The 1,894-nt window shown below is 42.8% G+C and carries 3 protein-coding genes; 2 read left to right on the top strand and 1 reads right to left on the bottom strand.

The annotated features are described in order from the left end of the window. Window positions 1-266 precede the first annotated feature (266 nt). Both HJG39_RS19105 and HJG39_RS19110 read left to right on the top strand, forming a co-directional pair. The gene (locus HJG39_RS19105; RefSeq protein WP_268411994.1) at window positions 267-638 is read left to right on the top strand and encodes a hypothetical protein; all 372 of its coding nucleotides are present in this window, start codon (window positions 267-269) and stop codon (window positions 636-638) included. A 72-nt stretch (window positions 639-710) separates the two neighbouring features. Further along, window positions 711-1,430 carry a hypothetical protein gene (locus tag HJG39_RS19110; protein ID WP_268411997.1) on the top strand — a complete coding sequence of 240 codons (720 nt, stop codon included), beginning with the start codon at window positions 711-713 and terminating at the stop codon, window positions 1,428-1,430. Here the strand turns inward: HJG39_RS19110 and radC are convergent. Further along, on the bottom strand, window positions 1,376-1,894 hold a 519-nt coding region (gene radC, locus HJG39_RS19115), incomplete at its 5' end, for a RadC family protein (RefSeq protein WP_442781053.1). The two genes, HJG39_RS19110 and radC, sit on opposite strands and share 55 nt — an antisense overlap.

The raw sequence follows: 1,894 nt of genomic DNA on the forward strand, positions 1-1,894 counted from the left end.
AGAAAATTCCGAGCGTTAGAGATGGGCAATATCTAAAGAGAGGCGTTGCGGAGAGAATCTTTCCGCTCGAATGGGTAGCGGAGAATGCGCAGCAGTTGGAGGCAGGGAAAGGCTTTTCCTACACATTGTAAAATGGCGACTTAAAGACCAGAATGGTAGATATAGAAACCATTAAACGGTTAAAATAAGCCAATTCAAGAAAGTATTTTAACAGTGCTTTGGTATGCAATTCTACGGCTGTCCGCAGAGAGCTTCTAGGAGGAAACTTGTTCGATTCCAAGTATATAATAACAACAATCATATCGTTGCTTTTGGTTGCGGCATGGCAAAAACCATCACTTTATAAACAGCATTTATCTACTGCTGTTATCTCAATCTCTGTATTTTTCAGTGCAATATTTTTTGTTTGGACAATAGCTTTAAACTCAGCACGGAAAGCCATAACAGAAGAGTTAGCAGGTGAAAAACAAGAAGCAATAATCAATGCAATAAATAGTAAGGGAGTTTCAGAAACTTGGGGGCTTTTCGTGTTTTGCATGATATTTGTAGGTGGTTTTCTCGCGTGGTTAGCAGACATATCAGAAAAGCACGATAAGGAAAGAACCACCAATAAACCTGACGCTGCCAACGAGAATTAACACCAGCAAGCTCGATATTTCTAAGCAAGCGATTTTCCCTTTTCTGCGCAAAAATGTTTTCAGAGGACAAACATGGAATTTGACAAGGCCACTATCGGTTTGCTCGGTGTAATTATTGGTTCTTTATTAACGGTTATATTAACAACTCTAAAAGAGTGGTGGTTTCAGCAGCGTAAAAGAAGAGAAGAGCAAGTATATTTAGCTATTCAAATATCCTGTTTGTTGGATAGATTTGTGGCTGGTTGCTGGGCTGCTGTAAATGATGATGGAACAATTCATGGCCTCGAATATCGAGATGAAAGTGGTTGTTTATCTACTCAAGCAGACACTCCACATTTTGAACCACTGTCAATTGATGTGAGTTGGAAGTCTCTACCGACCAATTTAATGTATGAAATATTAGACTTACCTAACAAAGTTGAAGAAGCAAATGCGTATATTGAAGAAGTTTGGGAACACGCAGCTAGCCCCCCTGATTATGAAGAGCTTTTTGAGGCAAGAGTACAAAAATACTCAACATTAGGATTAAATGCTATGAGCTTGGCGGAACAACTCCGTAGCCTTGCCAAACTTCCTGAAAAAGAATTTACTGAATGGAATTCAAAAGAAAGACTTCAAGAAAGACATAGCAAAATCCAAGCCGTCATTGATGAGCGGTATGAAAGGCAATATAAAACACATTTAAAAATGGCTGAAAGCCTGAAGCAAACAGAGGGTAGAGAAAAGCCTGATTCCCCCTATATCATCCCCCGTTGCGCGAAAGACACCACTTCTTCGCCCACGATGATGTGATCCAGCACTTTTACCTCCACAAGGTAGAGTGCGTCAATCAAACGCTTGGTAATGTACTCATCAGAATTCGAAGGCTCCGCGATGCCGCTAGGGTGATTGTGGGCAAGAATGACACTAGCGGCGTTGTGACGCAGCGCCGTTTTCACGACTTCGCGCGGAAAGACACTCGCACTGTTGATTGTGCCTCGGAAAAGCACGTCTTCGGTGATGATGCGGTTTTGATTATCCAGCCATAATGCGTAAAAGACCTCGTGCTCCAGCGGGGCGAGTTTGACCTTCAAATATTGCTTCACATCGCCCGCATGGTTGATGGCGATGCCGCGCTTGAATTTGGTGTTTAGCATCAGTGTCGCGGCGTCAATCACTTCGTCAAAGCTAAGCTCTTGGTATGCGCCGTTTGGGTCGCGGACGTAAAGGGTTTGTGTGGTGTTGGCTGAAATTGTCATGGTGCTTTCCTCTGTCGC

Source organism: Alteromonas sp. a30 (assembly GCF_026788005.1).
Taxonomy (GTDB): Bacteria; Pseudomonadota; Gammaproteobacteria; order Enterobacterales; family Alteromonadaceae; genus Paraneptunicella.

Coding starts and splice junctions, on each gene's coding strand:
- HJG39_RS19110 (WP_268411997.1), top strand. CDS start 711: ATGGAATTTGACAAGGCCACTATCGGTTTGCTCGGTGTAATTATTGGT.